A 23334-nucleotide genomic window follows, 5' to 3' on the forward strand; every position below is an offset into this window, starting at 1 on the left:
TGTTCACGCAATCGCTTTTTCTTTATCTTACATCCTCTTATCATAGTATAATGAGTAAAACTAACTAGAGGTGACGCAGCCATGATTTCCAAACAAGAAACACTAAATTTGAGCCCTTATATAGCTTTGTATGATTTAGTTATCCCAAAAGATAATATGCTTCGCCAAATCAACGAGCTCGTCGATTTTTCATTTATCTTAGACGAATTAAAATCAAAATATTGTTTGGATAATGGTAGAAATGCGATTCCACCTATTCGTATGTTCAAATATTTACTGTTGAAAGCCATACATGACCTATCAGATGCCGATCTCGTAGAGCGTTCAAAATTCGATATGTCGTTTAAATATTTTCTAGATATGTCACCAGAAGAAGAGGTCATTGATTCCAGTTCTCTTACAAAATTTCGCCGCCTTCGTCTCCAAGACATGAATCTATTAGATTTACTCATTGGAAAGACGGTTGAAATTGCGTTGGAAAAAGGGCTTATCACCAGTAAAACCGTTATTGTCGATGCAACTCACACAAAAGCTCGTTATAATCAAAAATCACCAAAAGAGTTTTTACAAGAAAAATCAAAAAATGTGCGTAAAACGGTTTACCAACTCGAGGAAGAGATGGTCGGAAAGTTTCCTAAAAAGCCAACTTCAAATGAAGTGACGGAGGAATTGGATTATTGCCGCCGAGTTGTGGAAGTCGTCGAAACACAATCAAAAGTAGCACAAATCCCTGCTGTGAAAGAAAAATTAAATGTCTTAAAAGAAGTCATCGATGATTACGATACACAGTTGGGTCATTCAAAAGATCCTGATGCGCGTGTCGGACATAAATCGGCAGACTCGGCTTTCTTTGGATTCAAAACGCATATCGCGATGAGTGATGAACGAATTATCACAGCCGCGATTGTAACAACTGGTGAAAAAAGTGATGGTCAATATCTTCAAGAATTAGTAGAGAAAAGTAAAGGGACAGGGATGGACATCGAGACGATCATTGGAGACACGGCTTATTCAGGCAAAGATAATTTACAATACGCCAAATCGGAAGAACTTCAATTAATTTCAAAATTAAATCCCGTTATCACAAATGGTAACGGTCAAAGAAAAATTGCATTTGATTTTAATAAAGATGCCGGTATGTTTGTGTGCCCAGTCGGGCACATGGCGATTCGAAAAGCACGGACTGGAAAGAAAAATGAAAATCAAAATCAAAAAATCACCTTTTATTTTGACATCGAAAAATGTAAAGTTTGTCCAATGCGTGAAGGCTGCTATACAGAAGGTGCGAAAAGTAAAACGTATAGCATCTCATTGAAATCAAATGAACATGAAGAACAAGAGGCCTTCCAAGAAACTGAGGCCTTCAAAGAACTAGCCAAAAAACGCTATAAAATTGAGGCGAAAAATAGTGAGATTAAAAATCCGCACGGCTATAAAACGGCAAAATCAGCGGGTTTATTTGGCATGGAAATACAAGGTGCCACAACGATATTCGCTGTCAACCTGAAACGGATCATGAAACTACTAAATGAAAAAGAGTAAGAAATAGACAATGAAATAAGGCACTTTCCGTTCGAATTGAACAGAAAGTGCCTTGTTTTTGGTTGAAAAACCAATTAGATTTTAAAACTCGTTAGTTTTTCAGTGCCCTCCATTTTGGATGGTCTATTTTTATGTCCAAAACGTTAAGTTGATCTCAGATATGCATTGTGAAATGTTACACTTAAACTAAAGGCGAAGGTTAGTTTAATAGAAAGTGTTAAAATAATGGAAATGTTTATGGTGAGGTGATATAAAAATGAAAGGTTATCTATATGGGGTATATGCTCTAATAATTGCAATAATCTCGATGTTTACAGGAGAAATAGTAACATTTATTATGCTTGGATTTATTTTAATAAGCCTTCAAAATATTCATTTTACTTTAAAGAAGATACTAGAAGTTAACCAGAAGAAGATTGACTAACGGGTGCTTTCCAAAGTAAAATGAGCCAGGAGAAAAATATCCTTGCTCATTTTTTAAGTCTATTTAAAATCAAACTTTACCTTTAACATAGCCTTTTATTTCTAAGGTGGCTTTGTCCTAGCCTCATATTAATGTTTATAATATTTTTTTCAAATGATGGATTATTCGTTTGTATATTTTGAGGAATTGTAATTCAAATTATACATGTCCTTCGTTTCGTTTAAAGCATTTCTATTAGAACTTCAGTTTCTAGTGGTTAGTTAATTATTACACGATATAACCAATGGATCTTAATACATTATTAATGAAGGAATGAGAATAAGTAAATATTTCTTCTCTTTCTGGCTCTAGATACAAGTCATGAAAGCAATTCTTCCATTCCTTAAATTGATAATCCGATAACTCTTGTTTTTTCAGCCATACTTTAGCTGCAGTTGTATCCGTAATTTTATCTCTTTCCCCTGTCATCAATAGCAAAGGAACATTAGGAATAGATTCATGATATTGACTTACCGTTTTCATCTCATTTTCCAGCTCTTTATACCAGCCATGTGAAATTATTGTTCGATAATAAGGATCATCAACTAGATTTTGATAAGCGCCGTAGTTTCTAGTGAGTTCCTTGAGCTGAATATCATGGTTTATCTTTTGCTGCACGGAGATTTTAGCTAAAGTCTTCGTCCATTTAGATGGAAGCTTGTTTAACTGTAGCCATGGAGATGTCAAGATAACACCTGCATACTGGACCTCTATTTTATGTAACATTTTCATCACCAGGGTTGCCCCAAGACCATGTCCAATTATGAATATAGGAAGATCATAGGAAACTGCCACCTGTACTGCTTGTTTTATGTATTCTTTGTAAAGATCAAAAGATTCATCATGAATGGTTTTTGCTCTCACCAACTCCCCATGTCCTGGTAGATCTCCCATTACTATATGGCAATTAGAGCTTCTCAATTTTTCGATTAACCAAGCATAGCGTCTGTGATGTTCATAGGCACTATGAACAATTATTACTACTGCTTTTGCTTTTTCATCTGATTCCCATTTCCACATGTTCAACATACCTCATTTCTAAAACACTCTCCACGTACTATTTATTTCCTTCTTCCCATTTGTTTGATAGGATTAATTATATTCTAATAAAATAAAGGAGTGTGTCTATTTTGATTTATCCTTACAAAGATAAGAAACCTTCGATTGATGAATCAGTTTATATTGCTGATTATGTCACAATTACAGGGGATGTTACAATCGGACCAGAGACTACAATTTGGTTTAATACGGTAATTAGAGGGGACGTTGCCCCTACTGTGATCGGAAGTAGAGTAAGCATTCAAGATTTAAGTTGCCTACACCAAAGTCCCAATAACCCACTAATCATTGAAGATGAGGTCACTGTCGGCCATCAGGTCACTTTACATAGCTGCACAATACGTAAAGGTGCATTAATTGGCATGGGTTCCATTATATTAGATGGCGCTGAAATAGGTGAAGGTGCTTTTATTGGAGCAGGAAGCTTGGTTCCCCAAGGCAAAAAAATTCCACCTAATACGCTTGCTTTTGGAAGTCCAGCAAAGGTTATACGAGAACTAAATGAGGAAGATAAAAAAGATGTCCAACGAATTATTCATGAGTATGCTGAAAAAGGACAATATTATAAATCAGTAAAACCAATTTAAAATTTTTTAAGAAACTAAAGCATTCTTATATTTTATATAATTTATACCCATTAATCCATTATGAGTAAACGCACCCAATTATTAATCTCCTTTAAATACACTTAGTTTTCAGATCATCTGTATAAAAGTATAAAAAGAACAGAAGGTATTAAGAGATCAATCTCTTAATACCTTCTGTTTTTATAAGAGGCATTCTGTAATAGAAGACTCTTTTATAGACCAGCTTTTTGCTTTAATAGCTCTGCTTTGTCTGTTCTTTCCCATGGTGCATCAATATCTGTACGTCCAAAATGTCCGTAAGCAGCAGTTTGCTTGTAGATTGGGCGACGAAGGTCTAACATTTTAATAATGCCAGCTGGGCGAAGGTCAAATAGCTCACGGATATAAGTTACCAAATCTGCTTCGGATACTTTACCTGTTTCAAATGTATCAATAGCAATTGATACAGGCTGTGCTACACCGATTGCATAAGCAAGCTGTACCTCACAACGATCAGCAAGACCAGCTGCAACAATATTCTTTGCCACATAACGAGCTGCATAAGCTGCAGAACGGTCTACTTTTGTTGGATCCTTACCAGAGAAAGCTCCTCCTCCATGACGAGCATACCCACCGTAAGTATCTACGATAATTTTACGACCTGTCAAACCTGCATCCCCTTGTGGACCACCGATAACAAAGCGACCAGTCGGGTTGATAAAGTACTTTGTTTCGTCTGTTATTAAATTAGTAGGAACTACTGGTTTAATCACATGCTCTTTTAAATCTCTTTGAATTTGTTCTAACGTTACTTCCGGATGATGCTGTGTGGAAATAACAATCGTATCGATATGAACTGGATTGTTATTTTCGTCATATTCTACTGTTACTTGTGTTTTACCATCTGGTCGTAAGTAATCTAATGTTTCATCTTTACGAACCTCAGCTAATCGGCGAGCTAGTTTGTGGGCTAGGCTAATTGGAAGTGGCATAAGCTCTGGTGTTTCATTACAAGCATAGCCAAACATTAAACCTTGGTCCCCAGCTCCGATTGCTTCAATATCAGAATCAGACATCGAACCTTCTCGAGCTTCTAGTGCTTGGTCAACTCCCATAGCGATATCAACCGATTGCTCATCGATAGCTGTAAGAACTGCTGACGTTTCTGAGTCAAAACCATATTTAGCTCGCGTATATCCAATTTCTTGAATAGTAGCTCGCACTACTTTTGGAATGTCTACATAAGTAGAGGTTGTGATTTCTCCAGCAACTAAAACCAAACCTGTAGTAACTGTTGTTTCACAAGCTACACGAGCGTTTGGATCTTCCGTTAAAATCGCATCTAAGATAGCATCTGATATTTGGTCACAAATTTTATCTGGATGACCTTCTGTTACCGATTCCGATGTAAATAATCGTCTTTGTGTCAAAAAATTCCCTCCTATGTCCTGCGAGATTTCTCTCAGGAATTGATACGGTACTCATTCCCATGTCAAGCCTATAGTAAACTTGAAGCCGTTTCGGACTTGGCACACAAGGATTTAGGGCGATGTAATATAAAAAAACCTCTCACTCACGTAGTTACATGAGGAAAGGGATTAATATCATAAACACCTTTCACTCTTATCAATCAAGGAATTTCACCTTGTATCAGGTTTGGCACCTTTGTAACTTAAGTACAATTACAGGTTGCCGGGTTTCATAGGGCCTGAACCCCTCCACACGCTCGGAATAAGAGTATCCGTTCAATTCACCATCATACGTATATTAGCAAAATAAGTCAACAGGTAAATTTGTTATTTATTCACAATTACAAAAAAAAATCATTTTTTGAGCTTTAATTAGTGTAGACTATTTAGTTTAATGTGTTATACTATTTCACATATCAACGAAAAATCCTCTTTATGATGTTTCCGTGAAGAGCTAAAAACTTTAATAAAGGATGGTAATACTATATGAATTCAATCGATACTGTGAGCGAACTGAACGAATTGTTAGCTGGTAACAACATTAGCCTGCAATTATCAGTACCACAATTAGTGGAAAAAGCTACGTCAAGAGGAGAAGCAGTACTAACTTCCACTGGAGCTGTTAAAGCAGAGACGGGCAAATATACAGGACGTTCTCCAAAAGACAAGTATATTGTTGATGAACCTATCTCAAAAGACAAAATCGATTGGGGATCTGTAAACCAACCTATCTCATCTTCGCACTTTGAAGCATTATATTCAAAAGTTATGAACTATTTAAAGGAAAAAAATGAACTATTCGTCTTTAAAGGATACGCTGGAGCAGACAAGGATTCACGTTTAAGCATTCAAGTTATCAACGAATATGCTTGGCACAACCTTTTTGCTCATCAGTTATTCATTCGTCCTTCTGAAGAAGAATTGTTATCTCATAAAGCAGACTTCACTGTAATTAGTGCACCGAACTTCAAAGCAAATCCGGCTGTTGATGGAACTAATTCAGAAACGTTCATCATCGTATCCATGGAAAAACGCATCGTTTTAATCGGTGGTACGGAATACGCAGGAGAAATGAAAAAGTCTATATTCTCTATTATGAACTATTTATTGCCTGAACAAAATATTTTACCAATGCATTGCTCAGCTAACGTTGGAGAAAAAGGCGATGTAACATTGTTCTTTGGTCTTTCAGGTACTGGAAAAACTACCTTATCTGCTGATTCAGGAAGAAAACTAATTGGTGACGATGAGCATGGCTGGTCAGATAATGGCGTATTTAATATAGAAGGCGGTTGTTACGCAAAATGTATCGACCTAACAAGAGAAAATGAACCACAAATTTTTGACGCTATCAAATTTGGTACAGTTTTAGAAAACGTAGTTGTAGACCCTACTACTCGTACTGCTGATTATACTGATAGCTCTTTAACTGAAAATACTCGTGCAGCTTATCCAATTCAATATATAGATAATATTGTTGATCCATCTGTTGCTGGTCACCCAAATACAATCATCTTCTTAACTGCAGATGCATTTGGAGTGTTACCTCCAATCAGTAAGCTTACTAAAGAGCAAGCAATGTATCACTTCTTGAGTGGATTCACTTCTAAGCTTGCTGGTACAGAGCGTGGAATTACTTCTCCACAGCCTGCTTTCTCAACATGCTTCGGTTCTCCGTTCCTACCATTACATGCAACTGTGTATGCTGAAATGCTTGGTAAGAAAATCGATGAGCATGGAGCACAAGTATTCTTAGTAAACACTGGCTGGACTGGTGGAGAATATGGTGTAGGAAGCCGCATGAAGCTTTCTTACACGCGTACGATGGTTCGTGCTGCAATCGAAGGTAAATTAACTGATGTGGAAACAACTAAAGATGCAGTATTTGGATTAGATATTCCTACTAGCATTGACGGAGTTCCTTCTGAGGTATTAATCCCTCGTAACGCATGGGAAGATAAAGCTGCTTATGATCAAAAAGCGTCTGAGCTAGCTCAATCCTTCCGCGAAAACTTCAAAAAGTTTGGAACTGTCTCTGAAGAGATATCATTAAAAGGCGGTCCTACTGCTTAATACACTTTAAACTTAAGAAGCTAATACAATAAAGCCTACTTCTAAAAACGAAAAGCTCTGTCAATTTTACTCTGAATGTAAAATTGGCGGAGCTTTTTTTGATAAAAAAATGTTATAAATGTCTAATGGGTTTGTAGTTGGAAAGAAAACAACGAAAAACATAGTGCCGTTTAGATGTGTGTTATTTATTGTAAATTTTTATAAACAAAAGAAAATTATGTTAGAATGTATTTAAGATTGTAATTAATTTGGAGGTGAAATTAATCTAAGTTGACACTCTTAATAATTATTGGAGCTTTTTTAATGCCGATATTAGCTATTATTTTTTGTCTTAACCTAGTAACAATCATAAAAAAAGTAAAGAGCGACGAATCTACTACTAAAAATACATTTTGGATGACAACGTCTTTTATACTAATTGTATGGAGCATGTCTCTTAGCGCTATATTCAGCTTTACTACCAATCCCCAATAAGAATATCCTTTTAAACACCGGTACTAGCCTTTTTTAATAAAATGATAAAATATTTAAAGAAAAAAACGCTTAAATTCTGAGCGTTTTTACTGTTTTCATAAAGATATTGTTGAAATATATGCTGTTTAAGCCAATTATCCTCTATACTCAGCTAACTATTTCCTAGGAAATCCCCTCTCCTGCATCGCTTATGCTTGGACTCCGATCTTAAAGCTTAGCACTATATCTTAACTAGAATATTTTCAAAAGAGTTTGAAGAAACCAAAAGGCAGAGTATATACCAATAAATTAAATAAAAGGTTATTTATGTTTACACATTAATTACTCATAAAGACTCGTTAATGTAAGTGATCCTCTTAATAAGGGCAAGGATGTACACTAATCTCTTAAAATTTCACGAAAGATGGGAGTATCATAAATGAAAAAATGGTTGTTGCTAATGTTATTTTGCGTCACCTTAGGTCTATCTGCTTGTTCTCAAGGTGAAGAAGACACACTGAAATATTTGGGGGTTATTAGTGAGGGAAAAGTTTTGGGTTATGAATACACTGTAATAAAAGAGCAGAATAATTATTTATGGAAGATAGGATACAAAGAAGATATAACGATTATCGAAGAGAGTACTTACAATAAAGAAGATTTATTAAAATTTAGGAATGCTGTAATTGACAGTAAATTGGTATTATCAAAACTTATTATATCGGTATCATACTTACTAATTGTTACTATAACAACATTTCTCCTTTATAAAAAAAATAGAAAGATGCTTAAAGATGCCAGTGCAGTGATAACTATTTTTGTAGGCATTGCTGTATATATTGCATTTAAAGCGTCATTTGATTTAAATAGTTTATTACACGACATTAAATACTTCTATTTAATCCTTACTATTTAAATTAAAATGTGAATGTCAATCGTCTTTATCATACGTACAACTCCACATGAAAGAGGTTATGCTAATGAGTATGAATGCTACCTTTCTACTCCGTTTTAAGTTTTGACCGCCATTTTTACTAAGAAAAAACAGTCTTTGTATGCAGGAACAGAGGTTGTTAAGAGATAAAACTTTAGTGAAATAAGGGGGAATTCGATTGAAAAAACTCTGCTTACGAATATTCGCAATGGTGCTGATATTAGTCATCACAGGCTGTTTCTAGCTTGAACCTATGACTTTTGAGGGAATTTACTCAGGAGACTTATCAGAAGTATCCAAAATAGAGATTAGACACGGTAATGGAGAACTTAAAGAAATTACAGATCAATCAATTATAAACTCTTGGCTTGATAGTATAAAAAACATCGTATTTGAGCCTTCTACAAACCAAGAGGGGCATGTTGGTTATCTGTATAATGTAAGCCTTTTTGAAAAGGAAATTTTAACACTTTCCTTTTCTACTACACAAATAAATGATTTTTATTACAATGAGAATGAGCAAGTTTTGCAGCAATTACATTCGTTATTCAATGAAAATTAAACGATCCCACGAATCTGTAATAAACTGACAAAATAATAAGAGGTAACAGACTAAGTCCATTACCTCTCCCATATATAAAGGAATACTAATCCTCAAAGTCGTCATGATATTCCATTTCAGTTGAAATTGGGAATATTGCTTTTATCTCTTCAGCCTTTTCTTCATCTACGTTTGAAAAAATGATTTCAGCTCCATATTGCCCAATTTCTAATTGTTCTTCTCCATTTGTGTTGAAAAACATGGTGAACCATTTCAGTCCCCCTATTGGGTCTTGAGAATAGTTTCGGAAAAACAATCTGTTCTCATCGGTTAAATTTACGGTAAAAATCTTCATTAACCCTTCATTCAGTGCCTCAAAGCTTTTTTCAGAAAGCTCATTGACTACTTCCTCTTCCTCAGCCCAGCAATGTATCACTACTTCCGAATACTCATTCGTATACTGATCCCATAAGTCCTCCCAAAAGCTTAAATCTATTGGGAACACCGACTTTTCCTCTAAACTCATTGACTCTACTTTAACAACTAACTGACCCACTTATTTGCCTCCTCCATGTTTTTTCATCCATATACACACGTCCTTCACTACTTGTCGATTTACTTTAGAAGGAAAGTAATGTGTGAAGTCTGGATAATACCATGTCTCTACAATTTTGTTATACCCTATTAAAGCCTGTTCTAACACTTTTGCATGCTCAATTGAAACATTCACATCTTCTCTCCCATGAATGATTAACACAGGGGCATGAATTTCTTCGATTTGGTTCAATACATTCCTTCCCTCATATTCTTCCTCACGGTTTGAGGGAGTCCCACCTATTACGCGTTTCATCATTCTTCGCATATCCAGTCTTTCCTCATATGTTAGATAAATATCAGATACTCCCGCCCAGGAAACAAGCGAGGTGATGTCTTCTCTTATAACAGCTGTCCATAAGGCCATCATGCCACCCCTAGAAAAGGCAAAAAGATGGACTTTGTCGGGGTTGCAAAATTGTTTTAATACATCCACCGCATAAACGGCATCCCATCGATCCTCGCCACCAAACTCATCTCTTCCTTCTCCGCCACGATTTCCACGATAATAAGGGGCAAAGATAACAAGTCCTTGAGAAGCAAATTGAGCAATTCGTGCAGGGCGAACCATGCCAACCCCTTGGATCCCTCCTCTGCAATACAGCATTCCATCATAAATTCCCTCTTTGATCGGATATGCTAGCATTCCTTTTATCCGTAAGCCACAGGACCAGTATGTAATTTCTTTTAAATGCACATTCGGATTTGGAGATGGATATACACGAATTCTATCAATCGTTCCATCTTTCTTCATAAATCATCACCTCTTTAAGAATGACTTCCATTCCTTTGTCCTTCATATGAAAGCTTAAGTTAGGACAAGATTTTAGCTCCTTTGACGTGAGCCAGACTGCTCCATCTGTTTCATACTGTACTGCCTCTGTATGTATATCCTTCACCTCTGCTATAAATACCGCCTTACAAAATGGTTTCACATCATGAACTACATATTCGGCAAACCATTCTAATCGGTATACTGCTACATTCGTTTCTTCTAAAGTTTCTCGGATAGCAGCTTCCTCTATAGTTTCATATACCTCTTTTTTACCACCTGGAAACTCTATTCCTCTTTTAGGATGGTTAGTTAATAACCATTTATGATTTTTCTGTGCTAAAACGAGCACATGCTGAGGCACTATTGAAAAGTTACCTTTTTCAAAACTAAGATCCACCCTATATCCATTTAAATCATTAAAAGAAATCATATATGTACTCTCCCTTGTAATTCATTGCTTGATGTTGCTGTTTGACTGTATATTTACTTTAAAAGTTTATCATAGGCAATAAAAAAAGGTTTAGCATAAAACTAAACCAGGAGTCTAAATAATAATAAACAAGTAAACAAGCATGATTCCTAAATCCGCTATACTATGACTGACAATGGATGGAACAATAGTATGAAATTTTGAGCGAAAAATGCCCCACATAATTCCTGCAAGGAATACCATCAAGGTAGCGAAAACAGGTATATGGAAAATAGGCATGACCACTACAAAATGATATAGGGCATAAAAGAATGCCGTTATAATAATTGTAAGCTTCGAGCCTAGTCTATGTTGTAATCGGTCATACATAAACCGTCTCCAATAAAATTCTTCCAGTATGGGGTTAATGAAGATAAGGAAAAGTACAAGGAAAATTACTTTCGCTCCTGTAAAATCCCATTGGACAAGTGCTACTTCTAAGCCTTCTCGATCTATAACTACCGCTTGAAGTAAATAGGCAAAACCGTAAATAGCTACTAAGCAAATTATTCCGCTAATAATTCCTACTGTCATTGAGTATTTTGGCTGAGGTACTATTAAACGAGTACGCTTTTTACTTCTGTAGCTAACCAGAATGGGAACAAGAAGTAACCAGCCATAGAAAAGCAAAAAAGTAATGGGCACATTCTTTATAAGAAGAAGACCTAAAATGATCATAATAGTAGGTCCAATTAGTAAAATAAGCTGTTTAACCATATAACCTCCTAATTTTTTTGAGATTTATCATAAGAAAAAAGACTTGGTAATGCACCAAGTCTTAACCTTCCCACTTTTCTTGCTCCTGTTGTTTATAATTTTTGCCGCCTTCTTGACTGTTTTGGCCAGCGTTAACCTTTGCCTTGTCTTGTGGGGAAAGATTTAAAAGTGAGCTTGCATTACGGTAAGTTGTTGTATCATTACCTTTTCCATTAACATTTTTAGTCATTATAGATGCCTACTTTCTTTAAAAAATGGAAGCTGTTCAATAAATGCTTGCGAGTCCCTGTCACTAAACTCATGAATAAGAGCATACAGCTTTTTTATACGGTTGTCGTATTCTTCATTAGAAAAATCATTACTATAATATTTCAATGGCACATGCGCTCTCCAAAAGGTGTTCATATCTTTATGATACAGCTGATAAAACAAAGTTTCAAAAACTGGGATAATATCCTGCCTTGCTGTTATTTCATATTCCCATGGCGATTCATCTGGATACAAGTATACTCTCCGTTGACTCAACGAAACGTAAGCTTTAATTTCTGTCATATCACACATCCTTTTCGTGTAGTATGTTCTCAAAATAAAAAAACATGCACCATATATGGTACATGTTTTTCTCTTACGCTTGTACGTCTACTACTGATCCTTTAAAAGGATGTGTAGCAGGTTGAGGCATACTCTCTAGCATTTCCACTGCTGCTACAGTTTCCATATTAAGTGCATTTTTCATAACACTCATTTGAACTGTTTGTTGTAGCTGTGCTAGCTGAGAAGACATGATGGAGTTAATATCCAAAATAATTCCCCCTTACAAGCTTATTATCGACATAAAGTTCACTTATTCCATTATTTATTGGAATCTCCTAAAAATGCATTTAGCATCCATTGGTGTTTCTCGATTTTTTGATAGATGGCATTTAGGACATCCTCTGTCATATCATCTTCATCCTTAGCAGCCTCTTCCATCCCTTTTTTCAAGGACTTCATGATTTTATCAAAATCTTTTACTACTCCTTCTACCATATCCTCGGCAGTTTCTTTGTTATTTGCTTCCTTCACCTCAGAAAGCTCTAAATGCTCTTTTAAGGTAGCACTTGGTTTTCCACCTAAAGTTAATAAGCGCTCTGCTATTTCATCCATATTTAAAGTTGTTTCGTTATATAGTTCTTCAAATTTTGCATGTAGCGTAAAAAATTGTGGCCCTTTTACATACCAATGATAATTATGTAGTTTTGTATACATTACTGAAAATGTTGCTACTAGATTATTTAGTTCTTTATTCAATGCTGCTGACATAAAATTGACACTCTCCTCTAAAATTATAGTTGCTTTCTCTTTTCATATACCTCTTATTTTCTTACAATAAACATAAGACATTAAAATGGAGTGAGCTAATATGGTATTTTGGATCTTAGGTATAGCAATTATATTCAGTATTGTTGGTTTTACCTTTCTATATAAATTAGCAACAAAAGAAAATATATCCGCTATTGACCCTAAACCGAAGGATACAGACGTATGAAGCGAATCCTATTAAGTATTTTTCGCTTTTATCAAAGATTTATATCACCATTGTCTCCACCTAGCTGTCGCTTCTATCCAACATGCTCCCACTATGGAGTTGAGGCTGTAGAAAAACATGGTGCCATAAAAGGTAGCTACCTAACGGTTAAACGTATATCTAAATGTCATCCATTTCATGAGGGTGGATTTGACCCAGTTCCAGAAGAATGGCCTTTGAAGAAAAAATAATTCAAAGGCTATTTTTTCTTGCCTTTTTGAACAAAATACTGTAAGCTAATAAAGTTCTCATCCATTAAAACGTAATCATTACTATTTAGAAGGGTTGATAAATTTGAAACGTCTTTTCCTATTATGCATATTAACGTTTATTTTATTCATCGCTGCTTGTGGGAAGCAAGAAGAAGCAACCACAGCAGAAGGTGGCCAATTAGATATATATACAACTGTTTATCCGCTCCAATATTTCACAGAACGAATTGGAGGAAATGAAGTAAAGGTCCAATCTATTTATCCACCAGGTGCCAATGAGCATACATTTGAACCTACTCAAAAGGATATGATTGCTCTGGCTGATGCTGATTTATTCTTTTACATCGGTTTGGGGCTAGAAGGATTTGTGGAAAATGCAAAAAAGACTTTAGCTGAGGAAAATGTAGAAATGGTAGCCGTAATTGATGGCGTGCCAGACAGTGCTTTAGAAGTGAACGTGGATGAACATGACCACCATGATGAAGAAGACTCAGAAGCTCACGATCACGCTTCAGATACAACAGAAGAAGGACACGAAGGGCATGATCATGGCGATACTGATCCTCACGTATGGATTTCACCAAAAATTAGTCAAGATCTTGCTTTAACAGTTAAAAATAAGCTAGTAAAATCTTCACCTGAAAATGAAAAATTATTTGAAGAAAACTATCAAGCACTTGTTAGCGAGCTTCAACAATTAGATACAGACTTTGAAGAAATGTCTCACGCTGCATCATCTAAAACGTTTTTTGTTTCCCATGCAGCATTCGGTTATTTGGCAGACACATATGGCCTAGAACAAATTGCTATAGCGGGGTTAAACTCTCAGCAGGAGCCTTCTCAAAAGGAGCTAACTAAGATCATTGACATGGCTAAAGAGAAAAATGTAGAGTATATTCTATTTGAACAAAATGTAAACTCTAAACTGACAGAAGTCATTCAAAAAGAAATTGGAGCAGAAAGCCTAGTGCTCCACAATCTAGGTGTCCTTTCTAAAGAGGATATAGCAAATGAAGAAACCTACTTTACTTTAATGCAAAAAAATCTAGAAACTTTAAAAACAGCTTTAAATTAGAACAGTTTTCTAGTTAGAAACGCGAGAATGTTGATATAACGACATTCTCGCGTTTCTTTTATTATGAAGAGTCACCTACATTAGTTGGTCTACTGATATTATTGGTGTGACCGACCGATTTTGTGGCAGATCCGACCGATTATTCGCTGTGACCGACCGATTCTTTGAGGTAACCGACCGATTATCTCGCTAAACCGACCGATTATTGACTATAACCGACCGATTCCTAAATTATTAACATCAGCTTCTTATTAAGAAAGTCTACCTAGGTACTGTTTTATTTCATCGTATAACGCTTCGACTTCTTTGGAGCTATCTAGCTGGAGGACGGGACTATTGGATAATTCCATTTCATAGCGCTGTGCCACATATGTCCCTCCTTGACTTTTATCGGTTTCCGTCAAGTATGTTTTGCACCATTCTATAAAGTCATTCGTATATAATCCATGCTCGTCTAGCCACGATTGTTTACCAGTTTTGCGGGAAATTTCTCTTTTTCTTATGCGGTCCATTCTTTCATTCTCCGGTAAAGACAGAAAGACTAAAAGATCCCGATTGGAAAAGCCATCTGGATGCCATGAAAAAATAGAGCCTGAGACTACATAACACTTATTAGAAGTGATATCAAGCTGATACATTTCTCTTCTTATTTCAATTGGATTATTTTCTAGAAACGTATCGTCCTTCCACAGATAGGAATCGGTATCGATCCATTTTATTTGCTCTCGCTGTGCAATATATTCACCTAATGTACTCTTCCCCGTTCCAGATCCACCTATAATTTGAATTCTCATATGTTTCCCCTCCTCATAGCAAAAGAATAACCCGTAAAAAAAGCCGAGAATGCTGTTCTCTCGGCTTTATAAATATTCATGAAGCTTTCTTCTTAAAATTTTATTGGAAGCATTTCTAGGTAGCTCCTCGATAAAATAATAACGGACAGGCTGTTTATACGTAGCAAGCTGGGGTTTCATAAATGATTTTAATTCTTCTTCGGTAACCTCGCTCTTCAACACAACAAAGGCAATCGGTACGTGTCCCCATTTATCATCCTGAATACCAGTTACTCCGGCTTCTTTTACAGCACTATGCTTAACTATGGCCTGCTCCACTTCAGCAGGATAAATATTTTCCCCACCCGAAATGATTAAATCTGATCTACGGTCGACGACGTATAAATAACCTTCGTCATCTATATAGCCCATATCTCCCGTATGGAGCCACCCATCATCCTGTGGATCCTTGGAAGATGATGCTCCAACATAACCTTTCGTAACATGTGGTCCTTTAATACAGATTTCTCCTATCTCCTTTTCTCCAGAAATACGTATTTCTGCGAAAAAGAGTGGCTTTCCTGCTGAGCCTAGCTTACGAATAGCATCCTCACTAGACAATGTCGTGGTTTGTGAAGACGTCTCCGTCATACCATATGTCTGTAAAACAGGTATCTTACATTTAATGGCTCGTTCCAAATAATGGAGAGGAACAGGCCCTCCACCGACTAGCATAGATTGGAAAGTATCCGGGAATGTTAGATTCCGTTCCTCTAAGACACTAATCAATCTTTCTAACGTTACAGCGACTACAGACATTCTAGTAACAGTTCCATTTAAAATTTCCTCTATAGACTTATATGCATCAAACTTTGTATGCAGGCTGACTGTCATACCATATAGAACGGAACGCATTAGAATAGAAAATCCGCTAATATGAAACAATGGCATTGCGCATAACCAGCAATCATTAGGCTGAACACCTAGATTTAAAGCAGATCCAGTTGCACTCATCACATGGTTTTCCAGTGTTTGGCGGACGCCCTTTGGCTTCCCTGTCGTACCAGATGTGTACATAATAGTGATTGTTCTATCCTTTGGCCATTCATAGTCTATTTGAAATCTCTTGTTAGAGGCTTCTGTAACCTGATTAAAGGATATCCGGTTACCATACGTCAAGCTTCTATCTAACCGATCGACTAATAATACGTCAGACTGACTATCATTTAATTGATAAATCAGCTCGTCCTCTGTTAAACGTTCATTAAGCATGACAAGCTCACAGCCCAATTGCATGCAGCCATGTAAAACTGTCACTAGCTGTGGGCTGGAGGACGCCAATATAGCAATTCTCATCCCTTTGTTAACACCTAATGTATGTAGCTTCTCGGCAAAGTCTATTGCCTCCTGATGTAATTGGGAGAATGTCCATTGTTGGTCTTCAAATATGATAGCTAATCTATTTGGCGTAAGACTTGCTCGTTTAACCAAGAGATTAGGGTACATAAAAAACAACTCCTTTATTAAGTAAAGCACAAGCAAATGTATTCTATCTTTTAAAAAAAGCTGCCCTTTAAAGGACAGCTTAGGAAAACTCATAAATTTCTAATCACGGGAAACGTGGGAATTGACCAAAGTCTGGTTTACGTTTTTCTTTAAACGCATCGCGACCTTCTTTAGCTTCCTCAGTTGTGTAATAAAGAAGTGTTGCATCTCCAGCTAATTGTTGAAGACCAGCAAGTCCATCTGTATCAGCATTCATAGCTGCTTTTAAGAAACGAAGTGCGGTTGGGCTCTTTTCTAGCATTTCCTCACACCATTGAACAGTCTCGTCCTCTAGTTGCTCATAAGGAACAACAGTGTTAACTAAGCCCATATCTAACGCTTGTTTTGCATCATATTGACGGCATAGGTACCAAATTTCACGTGCTTTCTTGTGACCAATGATACGAGCTAAATAGCCTGAACCATATCCAGCATCAAAGGAGCCTACGTTTGGACCAGTTTGTCCAAAAATAGCATTGTCCGCAGCGATTGTTAAGTCACAAACTACGTGTAATACATGACCTCCACCAATTGCATATCCAGCTACCATAGCTACAACTGGCTTAGGAATTATACGGATTAAACGTTGTAGGTCTAATACGTTTAGACGAGGAATTTCATCCTCTCCTACGTATCCACCATGTCCGCGAACCTTTTGGTCTCCACCAGAACAGAAAGCTTTTTCGCCTTCTCCAGTTAGAATAATTACACCAACATTTTTGTCATCGCGTGCGCGAGAAAATGCGTCGATCATTTCCATCACTGTTTTAGGACGGAAAGCATTTCGCACTTCTGGGCGATTAATCGTTACTTTAGCAATTCCATTATAGAATTCATATTTAATGTCTTCATATGTATGTAATGTTGTCCATTCACGAGTCATCTTACATCCTCCTTCAAAATTATATCCTCTACTATTGTAGCAAACAATTTGGGATTTTCCACATGAATTGCATGGCCCACACCATTTATTATTTTCCAGTCAGCATTTGGTAATATAGCTAACATCTTTTTAGCAATTTCACAGAACTTCTTATCTAGCTCTCCCGTTAACATGATTACTGGAAATTCAAGAGAGCCTAGCTTATCCCATAACGAAGGCTGCACTCCAGTGCTAAATCCCGTCAAGCTATTCGACAAACCCATTGCTGTTTGAGATATTCGCTCTTCTCTTATCTGTTGCTGCTTCTTCAGTGATAAACTCTTTTGCGAATCAAACAAAGGGATCTGCTCCCAGTGATCTGTAAATGCAAGGACACCGTCTACTAGAATTTTTTCAGCCAGCTTGCTATCCGCTAATTTTCTTTGTATACGAGCTTCCTCATCCTTTATGCCTGGAGAACTGCTTTCTAGTATTAAACAGTCGACCTCATACTTACTTGCATAGGCAAGTGCCAATCTACCACCCATAGAATACCCTATAAGCGTAAAATGATCCCAGCCTATCTGTTGGATTAGTGCATGGAGATCCTCCACCTGCTCCCCAGCAAAGTAACGGCTAGCATTTTCAGGCTTGTCACTTTCCCCGTGGCCAATTAAATCAATGGTTAGCAGCTCAATAGAAGGATCTAGAGAAGCAATAACTTCCTCCCATGTCCTACTAGATCCAGTAAATCCATGCAGAAAGACTGCCTTCTTCTCGGCACCTGTATTGTACCTATTAACTTTCATTTGAATGGACCTAACGGTTATTAAGCTTTCCAAGTGACATCCAGCTCCTTAGTGATTGCTGCCCAAAGCTTTCGATGAGTTTCTGTATTGTTCTGTCGATCTGTACGAACTTCAATCATACGAATATTCTTCGTTTTATCCTTACTTAAGACAGCTTGAAAATCTTCCTTAGTATGTACTACATCATATTGAGCATCGTACATAGTAGCAATAGCTGAAAATTCAAGCCCTGTAGGTGTCCCGAACAAATGCTCAAAGTAATTAGTTTCCGTAGATTGTGGCAAGTAAGAGAATATGCCCCCTCCATCATTATTCATAATAACAATGGTTAAATCTGTTTCGCTAAAACGAGTGACTATTAATCCATTTACATCATGGAGAAATGCCAAATCCCCGATTAATAGATAGCCAGGTCTTTTAGTTGCTACTTGAATTCCTAAAGCAGTAGACACGACTCCATCAATTCCGTTTGTTCCTCTATTGGCATATACATGGATATCCTTAGCGGTTTTATTGAAAAAGGTATCTACATCACGTATAGGCATGCTGCTACTAGCTATTAAATCCGTTTTGTCTGGAAGCACCTCAAATAATGTTCCTGCTAAGGCACCCTCGTCTGTTTGCTCTGAAATATACGTCTGAATATGATTCGTTGCTATATCATTGGCCTTAGACCAATTTTCTAGATAGCTAGATGGTTGTTTTTCTCCTACCTGCAACCAAAGAGATGACGGATCTACTTGTAAGTGATGGGTTACGACATGAAGAGAGTCTCTAAATAATGGGCTTTCATCTACAGCTATAAAGGTTTTAGGAGGGTTTGCCTCTAAAAACTTCATAAGAGGCTTAGAAACCGGCTGAGCTCCAAAACGAATGACAGCATTAGGGATAGCTGATTGCATAAACACTTCACTTTTTAAAATAGCGTCATATTGGTCTATACATAAATGCATACAATCCTTAGGTACATTACTTCGAAGCGTGGACAATGGATCCGCTAGTACTGGCCATTGTATAGCTTTCACAAACTCCCAGAAACCTACTGTTGAGTTTAAGGAATCCCCTGCAATAATAAGTCCCTTCTCTGTGTCTGTTATTAACTGAGTATACCAATGGATGCATTCTTTACTTGGCACAAGCATCCCTAATTCTGTTTGCTGCATTTGAGGCACGGAAGCAGGCCGATCCATTTCTAACAATAGTGGCTCACGAAACGGCACGTTGATATGAACTGGTCCCATCGGTGCATTCCTAGTAGAAGAAACTGCACGATGAATATGTCTCTCTATAAACGCGAGGCTTTCTTCTCTTTCCTCAGGTAAGGGAAAATCAACCGACCATTTTACATGCTTACCAAATAGATGTATTTGGTCTATCGCTTGAGGAGCACCTACCTCTCTAAGTTCATGTGGGCGATCCGCTGTCACAATAAGTAATGGTATTCTTGCATAATATGCTTCCACTATCGCCGGAAAGAAATTCGCAGCAGCAGTACCAGAAGTACACAATAGAACAACAGGGTTCTTTTTCGCTTTGGCAATTCCTAAAGCAAAATATCCTGCAGAACGCTCATCAATTTGTCTATATAAGTTAAAGCCTGTCGTTTTTGCAAACCCATATGCTAAAGGAGTGGATCTAGATCCTGGGCATAGCACGATATCCTCTATGCCCGCTTGTTTAATAGTTTCTACAAATTGATTGACATAAGATGTTAGAAAGCTCGCGTTAGTCATTCATATTTCCTCCCAAAGTTCGAAGCATTGGTCGGAATTTGACTCTTGTTTCTTCAAACTCTTCTAAAGAGGTGGACTCGGAAACTAATCCGCCTCCAGCATATAAATAAGCGTATTGGTTTTCTATGAGAGCGGAACGAATACCTACCGCAAACTCTCCATCTCCCTCGGCATTCACCCAGCCGATTGGAGCGGCATAGTAACCACGGTTCATTTGTTCAGATTCTCTAATAATCTCAATGGCCTCTTGTCGAGGTTCACCACCAAGTGCTGGTGTCGGATGCATAGCTTCTACAAACTCGAAAAGAGAAGAGCTTCCTTTAATTTTTCCCTCTATAGGTGTAAACAAGTGCTGAATATCTCTTATTTTCATAAGCTTTGGTCTAGCTGGAATCTTAACCTGCTCACAATATTGCTCAAATACTTTTCTAATCATCTGAACAACATATTCATGTTCCATTAAGTTTTTATTATCCGATAATAGCGCATCTCCAAGCTTCTTATCTTCCACTTGGTCTTTTCCTCTTCGAACGGATCCAGCCAAACCAGCAGATTCAACCTTGCCATTTTCCAGTTTTACTAATCTCTCTGGAGTCGCCCCAAAGAAAGTCTTGTCTTCTTTCTCAAGACCAAATAAATAACTTTCAGGTTGCTCCATCGATGCATTGTAAATTGCTGTAGATGGTGAAAAGATATCATCAAAGGTTAACTTTAGGGAGCGCCCAATGACTACCTTGTTTACTTCCTTATTACGAATTCTTTCCGTTACAGTTTCAACCGCTGATAAGTATTCTTCCTTTAATCTATCTTCTCGTTGAAGAAGATGTGGCTTTTTATGGACCTTTAGTTCTTTCACTTGAGCTGTATGAATTAATGTATCTCTTTCTATACGTAAACGCTCAAAAGCTGCAGAGCTGTCCTCTTCCTCTGTAATATGATGAATACTTACAAAAGCCTGGTCGTCCTGTATGACTAATTGAAATGTAGCCACAGCAAAAAAACTAGACGGGAAGCTATTCCATTCCGATGATATATTATTTGAAGGATCGAAAGAGAATCCACCAAATAGAATTGGAGACACATCTGCTTTCTCTATTAATGAGCATGCACAAAGGTCGTCCCATTTTTGAGCTATATCGGTGTATCTATTTTTCTCTAAATCATTAGACAGAACATAGGCATGTCCAAGTCCAACCAATGTGAACGTTTTCTCTTTGTTTTGCCAAAAGAATCGTTTCCCTTTATAGTAATCCTCTCCTGCCTCAAAAAAAGCATGAGCAGACATTCTAGATACTTCTATTGTTTCTGTATAAAAACGTAATGTTGATTTATTTTGCCCGGTGGTGTTCGGCATATATATGACCTCCGTATAAATTACCTGCTAGTTTAAGTTCATGTTTTATTACTCTACCCTTTATCATACAACTTTCTCCGCGTTTCGGCACACATTTAGCTACAAATGTATGCTAAAATTGAAGTTGATTCTTTAAAAGGAGAGAAATTTATATGTCACAAGAACTACAAGCTGATAAAGGCTGGCGTATATGGTGGAAGTTAACAAGACCACACACGTTAACTGCATCGTTTGCCCCTGTATTTTTAGGTACAATGATTGCCCTTTATTACGTAAATATTGATTGGCCTTTATTCTTAGCAATGCTCATTGCGTGCTTGTTTATACAAGCTGCTACGAATATGTTTAATGAGTACTACGACTTTGAAAGAGGTCTAGATAGTGAAGAATCTATCGGCATTGGTGGCGCAATAGTCCGCAATGGTGTCAAACCAAAGACAGTGCTTCAACTAGCCTTAGTACTATACGTCCTAGCCGCTCTGTTAGGTATTTATATTTGTTCCCAATCATCTTGGCTTTTATTGATCATTGGTGCCGTTTGTATGCTCATTGGATACTTATATACCGGTGGACCTTACCCAATAGCTTATACACCGTTTGGAGAACTATTCAGTGGCGTGGTTATGGGAATGTTTATTGTTTTAATTGCTACATACATTCAGGTAGGTTCTATACCAAACTTTGCCTTGTTCCTATCTATCCCTAGCACTCTGCTTGTCGCTGCTATTATGCTTTCTAATAATATTCGAGATATTGTAGAGGATACAAAAGGCGGTAGGAAAACAATGGCTATCTTAATAGGTAGAGACAATGCTATTAATGTGTTAGCCTTATTTTTTATCGTTTCTTATGTATGGATCATCTTACTAGTAATTCTACAAATTATTACACCTTGGGCTTTACTAGTCTTCCTAAGTGCTAAGAAACCACTAGATGCTATAAAGCTATTTAAATCTAAAGAGAATCACCTTGAAGTTGGATTAGCAATGAAAAACACCGCACTTACCAATACCATTTTCGTATTTCTTTTAGGTATTGGCTTGTTAATAGGATTTTTAATATGATGATCAGTCAGGAAGTTAAACGCTTCCTGGCTTTTTTATTTGTGAAGTTTAAATTAGAGGTTGGAGAAGTGTAAACGAAGAAAGAAAAATCTAACCAAATAATAGATTTTGAGTAGTTTCTTTAGAATCGGACGGTTTTGTTCAATAATCGGTCGGTTAGGCATAATAATCGGTTGGTTCCCTTCAACAATCGGTCGGTTTTACCTGATAATCGGTCGGTGGAAGAACTTTTAGGAGTAAATCTCTTCACAAGAAGATAACGCTCCAAATGCTATAATGTAGAACCTACTCGATCACTTTAATGTAATCGTTCTGCTAACAATATTTGAAAGGAATTTCACAAACATGACAGGGAAGTTATTATAATTAAGTGCAGTATAGATTTACTACAATAAATACATTACTTTTCTTAATACCTCTTCCCTTAAGGACCTGCAGTGTTATAACGATCCTTACATATCATAAAGATAAAATAAAAAAGACAACCACCGAAGTGATTGTCTTTTTAAAGTTATGACCCCTACGGGATTCGAACCCGTGTTACCGCCGTGAAAGGGCGGTGTCTTAACCGCTTGACCAAGGGGCCTTATATATGGCGGAGAAGGAGGGATTTGAACCCTCGCGCCGGTTGCCCGACCTACACCCTTAGCAGGGGCGCCTCTTCAGCCACTTGAGTACTTCCCCA

General features: G+C 37.1%; 26 protein-coding genes, 2 tRNA genes and 1 riboswitch. Of the genes, 10 read left to right on the top strand and 18 right to left on the bottom strand.

Annotated features, from left to right (window positions below):
- Positions 1-81: 81 nt before the first annotated feature.
- Both NSQ95_RS13000 and NSQ95_RS13005 read left to right on the top strand, forming a co-directional pair.
- Positions 82-1542 (top strand): IS1182 family transposase, encoded by a 1461-nt coding sequence (locus tag NSQ95_RS13000; RefSeq protein ID WP_340881957.1) that lies wholly within the window; start codon positions 82-84, stop codon positions 1540-1542.
- A gap of 256 nt (positions 1543-1798) precedes the next feature.
- Positions 1799-1966, top strand: a complete 168-nt coding sequence (locus tag NSQ95_RS13005) for a hypothetical protein (RefSeq protein WP_340882942.1) — start codon at positions 1799-1801, stop codon at positions 1964-1966.
- Positions 1967-2233: 267 nt separating this feature from the next.
- On the opposite strand, the gene NSQ95_RS13010 is transcribed toward NSQ95_RS13005, so the two are convergent.
- Entirely contained in the window at positions 2234-3025 is a 792-nt protein-coding gene (locus tag NSQ95_RS13010) for an alpha/beta hydrolase (protein WP_340882941.1), read from the bottom strand.
- Positions 3026-3135: 110 nt separating this feature from the next.
- Between NSQ95_RS13010 and NSQ95_RS13015 the strand changes: the two genes are divergently transcribed.
- Positions 3136-3651 (top strand): gamma carbonic anhydrase family protein, encoded by a 516-nt coding sequence (locus tag NSQ95_RS13015; RefSeq protein WP_169359985.1) that lies wholly within the window; start codon positions 3136-3138, stop codon positions 3649-3651.
- Positions 3652-3863: 212 nt separating this feature from the next.
- On the opposite strand, the gene metK is transcribed toward NSQ95_RS13015, so the two are convergent.
- Positions 3864-5060: a methionine adenosyltransferase gene (metK, locus tag NSQ95_RS13020; protein ID WP_340882939.1), complete on the bottom strand. Its 1197-nt coding sequence runs from the start codon at positions 5058-5060 to the stop codon at positions 3864-3866.
- 190 nt (positions 5061-5250) lie between these two features.
- Positions 5251-5368, bottom strand: a riboswitch (SAM riboswitch).
- Positions 5369-5585: 217 nt separating this feature from the next.
- Between metK and pckA the strand changes: the two genes are divergently transcribed.
- The 3 genes from pckA to NSQ95_RS13035 all read left to right on the top strand — a co-directional run bounded on the left by pckA (position 5586) and on the right by NSQ95_RS13035 (position 9121).
- The gene (gene pckA, locus NSQ95_RS13025) at positions 5586-7172 is read left to right on the top strand and encodes a phosphoenolpyruvate carboxykinase (ATP) (RefSeq protein ID WP_340882938.1); all 1587 of its coding nucleotides are present in this window, start codon (positions 5586-5588) and stop codon (positions 7170-7172) included.
- Between the two features lie 892 nt (positions 7173-8064).
- The gene (locus tag NSQ95_RS13030; protein WP_340882936.1) at positions 8065-8541 is read left to right on the top strand and encodes a hypothetical protein; all 477 of its coding nucleotides are present in this window, start codon (positions 8065-8067) and stop codon (positions 8539-8541) included.
- Positions 8542-8812: 271 nt separating this feature from the next.
- Positions 8813-9121: a hypothetical protein gene (locus NSQ95_RS13035; RefSeq protein WP_340882934.1), complete on the top strand. Its 309-nt coding sequence runs from the start codon at positions 8813-8815 to the stop codon at positions 9119-9121.
- 85 nt (positions 9122-9206) lie between these two features.
- Here NSQ95_RS13035 and NSQ95_RS13040 read toward each other — a convergent pair whose 3' ends face one another.
- The 8 genes from NSQ95_RS13040 to NSQ95_RS13075 all read right to left on the bottom strand — a co-directional run bounded on the left by NSQ95_RS13040 (position 9207) and on the right by NSQ95_RS13075 (position 12957).
- Positions 9207-9656, bottom strand: coding sequence for a hypothetical protein (locus tag NSQ95_RS13040; protein WP_340882932.1), 450 nt, complete (start codon positions 9654-9656; stop codon positions 9207-9209).
- On the bottom strand, positions 9657-10448 hold the full coding sequence (locus NSQ95_RS13045) for a prolyl oligopeptidase family serine peptidase (protein WP_340882931.1): 792 nt from the start codon (positions 10446-10448) through the stop codon (positions 9657-9659). It lies immediately after the preceding gene.
- Positions 10426-10899: an NUDIX domain-containing protein gene (locus tag NSQ95_RS13050; protein WP_340882929.1), complete on the bottom strand. Its 474-nt coding sequence runs from the start codon at positions 10897-10899 to the stop codon at positions 10426-10428. The genes NSQ95_RS13045 and NSQ95_RS13050 overlap by 23 nt, the downstream gene beginning before the upstream one ends.
- A 114-nt stretch (positions 10900-11013) precedes the next feature.
- Positions 11014-11655: a type II CAAX endopeptidase family protein gene (locus tag NSQ95_RS13055; protein ID WP_340882928.1), complete on the bottom strand. Its 642-nt coding sequence runs from the start codon at positions 11653-11655 to the stop codon at positions 11014-11016.
- Positions 11656-11716: 61 nt separating this feature from the next.
- Positions 11717-11884 (bottom strand): hypothetical protein, encoded by a 168-nt coding sequence (locus tag NSQ95_RS13060; RefSeq protein ID WP_340882927.1) that lies wholly within the window; start codon positions 11882-11884, stop codon positions 11717-11719.
- Positions 11884-12207, bottom strand: a complete 324-nt coding sequence (locus tag NSQ95_RS13065; RefSeq protein WP_340882925.1) for a transposase — start codon at positions 12205-12207, stop codon at positions 11884-11886. Before NSQ95_RS13065 ends, NSQ95_RS13060 begins: the two co-directional genes overlap by 1 nt.
- A 73-nt stretch (positions 12208-12280) precedes the next feature.
- Positions 12281-12457 carry a putative motility protein gene (locus tag NSQ95_RS13070; RefSeq protein WP_340882924.1) on the bottom strand — a complete coding sequence of 59 codons (177 nt, stop codon included), beginning with the start codon at positions 12455-12457 and terminating at the stop codon, positions 12281-12283.
- Between the two features lie 50 nt (positions 12458-12507).
- Entirely contained in the window at positions 12508-12957 is a 450-nt protein-coding gene (locus tag NSQ95_RS13075; protein WP_340882923.1) for a DNA starvation/stationary phase protection protein, read from the bottom strand.
- A 100-nt stretch (positions 12958-13057) separates the two neighbouring features.
- Between NSQ95_RS13075 and NSQ95_RS13080 the strand changes: the two genes are divergently transcribed.
- The 3 genes from NSQ95_RS13080 to NSQ95_RS13090 all read left to right on the top strand — a co-directional run bounded on the left by NSQ95_RS13080 (position 13058) and on the right by NSQ95_RS13090 (position 14509).
- Positions 13058-13183 (top strand): hypothetical protein, encoded by a 126-nt coding sequence (locus NSQ95_RS13080; protein ID WP_340882921.1) that lies wholly within the window; start codon positions 13058-13060, stop codon positions 13181-13183.
- Positions 13180-13413, top strand: coding sequence for a membrane protein insertion efficiency factor YidD (gene yidD / locus NSQ95_RS13085; protein WP_342559724.1), 234 nt, complete (start codon positions 13180-13182; stop codon positions 13411-13413). Before NSQ95_RS13080 ends, yidD begins: the two co-directional genes overlap by 4 nt.
- Positions 13414-13516: 103 nt before the next feature.
- Positions 13517-14509 (top strand): zinc ABC transporter substrate-binding protein, encoded by a 993-nt coding sequence (locus NSQ95_RS13090; protein WP_340882919.1) that lies wholly within the window; start codon positions 13517-13519, stop codon positions 14507-14509.
- 251 nt (positions 14510-14760) lie between these two features.
- On the opposite strand, the gene NSQ95_RS13095 is transcribed toward NSQ95_RS13090, so the two are convergent.
- From NSQ95_RS13095 to NSQ95_RS13120, 6 genes are all read right to left on the bottom strand, one after another.
- Positions 14761-15303: an AAA family ATPase gene (locus NSQ95_RS13095; protein ID WP_340882917.1), complete on the bottom strand. Its 543-nt coding sequence runs from the start codon at positions 15301-15303 to the stop codon at positions 14761-14763.
- Positions 15304-15369: 66 nt separating this feature from the next.
- Positions 15370-16788 (bottom strand): o-succinylbenzoate--CoA ligase, encoded by a 1419-nt coding sequence (locus tag NSQ95_RS13100; RefSeq protein WP_340882915.1) that lies wholly within the window; start codon positions 16786-16788, stop codon positions 15370-15372.
- A 103-nt stretch (positions 16789-16891) separates the two neighbouring features.
- Positions 16892-17710: a 1,4-dihydroxy-2-naphthoyl-CoA synthase gene (gene menB, locus NSQ95_RS13105; RefSeq protein WP_340882913.1), complete on the bottom strand. Its 819-nt coding sequence runs from the start codon at positions 17708-17710 to the stop codon at positions 16892-16894.
- Positions 17707-18531 (bottom strand): 2-succinyl-6-hydroxy-2,4-cyclohexadiene-1-carboxylate synthase, encoded by an 825-nt coding sequence (menH, locus tag NSQ95_RS13110; protein WP_340882910.1) that lies wholly within the window; start codon positions 18529-18531, stop codon positions 17707-17709. The genes menB and menH overlap by 4 nt, the downstream gene beginning before the upstream one ends.
- Positions 18519-20231, bottom strand: a complete 1713-nt coding sequence (menD, locus tag NSQ95_RS13115; RefSeq protein ID WP_340882908.1) for a 2-succinyl-5-enolpyruvyl-6-hydroxy-3-cyclohexene-1-carboxylic-acid synthase — start codon at positions 20229-20231, stop codon at positions 18519-18521. The genes menH and menD overlap by 13 nt, the downstream gene beginning before the upstream one ends.
- Complete coding sequence (locus tag NSQ95_RS13120) at positions 20224-21585, bottom strand: isochorismate synthase (protein ID WP_340882906.1); 1362 nt, start codon at positions 21583-21585, stop codon at positions 20224-20226. Before NSQ95_RS13120 ends, menD begins: the two co-directional genes overlap by 8 nt.
- Positions 21586-21737: 152 nt before the next feature.
- Here NSQ95_RS13120 and NSQ95_RS13125 point away from each other — a divergent pair, with 152 nt between their 5' ends.
- On the top strand, positions 21738-22649 hold the full coding sequence (locus NSQ95_RS13125; RefSeq protein WP_340882904.1) for a 1,4-dihydroxy-2-naphthoate polyprenyltransferase: 912 nt from the start codon (positions 21738-21740) through the stop codon (positions 22647-22649).
- A gap of 514 nt (positions 22650-23163) precedes the next feature.
- Here NSQ95_RS13125 and NSQ95_RS13130 read toward each other — a convergent pair.
- A tRNA-Glu gene (locus NSQ95_RS13130) sits at positions 23164-23235 on the bottom strand.
- 7 nt (positions 23236-23242) lie between these two features.
- Positions 23243-23333 (bottom strand) — tRNA-Ser (locus NSQ95_RS13135).
- Between the last annotated feature and the right edge of the window lies 1 nt (position 23334).

The organism is Psychrobacillus sp. FSL W7-1457, assembly GCF_038593405.1.
Lineage (GTDB): Bacteria > Bacillota > Bacilli > Bacillales_A > Planococcaceae > Psychrobacillus.